The following is a 578-nucleotide window of genomic DNA, read 5'->3' as shown; positions in this document are numbered from 1 at the left end:
ATTGTCATACCCGACCAGGCGCACGTGATGGCCGGGGTGAGCGCGATGGCATGCTTCCAACTCCGCGATCACGGTGTCCACCGACTGTTCGCCGAACATGGGTAACTTCCACATGTACCAGTAGTATGTCGATGCGCGTTCAGGTTCCACATGCTCGATGCCGGGGTTCCAGCCCTGATTGATGAGATAGGCGATCTGACGGCGCATTTTTTCCGGCCCCATTGCCGGCAAATAAGAGAAGGTTTCGTACTTGGGTGTTGAGTTGTAGTCCTGAATGTCAGCCATTTTCTATTCCTTTCTGTGGCGCGCGGAGCGGGCCGTCAAGCTACACGCCGCGCGGGTTTTCGTTTGCGCCTTTGCGATCTCTGTTACCGAATCAGCGATTCACCACGTCCAATTTGTCCACGGTATCGAATTCAAACTTGATCTCTTTCCAGGTTTCCAGGGCAATCTTCAGCTCTGGACTGTCTTTCGCGGCGTTGGTGAGGATGTCCTTGCCCTCGCGCTCCAGATCGCGCCCTTCATTGCGCGCTTCCACACAGGCTTCCAGTGCCACGCGGTTGGCAGCGGCTCCGGCA

The 578-nt window shown here is 56.4% G+C and carries 1 protein-coding gene and 1 pseudogene; both read right to left on the bottom strand.

The annotated features are described in order from the left end of the window. The coding region (locus tag HF921_RS12840) for a ribulose bisphosphate carboxylase small subunit (protein ID WP_215893960.1) at positions 1-285 on the bottom strand (285 nt) is incomplete at its 3' end. 91 nt (positions 286-376) lie between these two features. Further along, a pseudogene (gene rbcL / locus HF921_RS12835) lies at positions 377-578 on the bottom strand (ribulose-bisphosphate carboxylase large subunit); the annotation flags it as partial.

The sequence above is a fragment of the Acidithiobacillus ferriphilus genome (assembly GCF_018854775.1).
Classification (GTDB): Bacteria; Pseudomonadota; Gammaproteobacteria; order Acidithiobacillales; family Acidithiobacillaceae; genus Acidithiobacillus; species Acidithiobacillus ferriphilus.
This window is presented reverse-complemented; position numbering and strand designations above follow the sequence as displayed.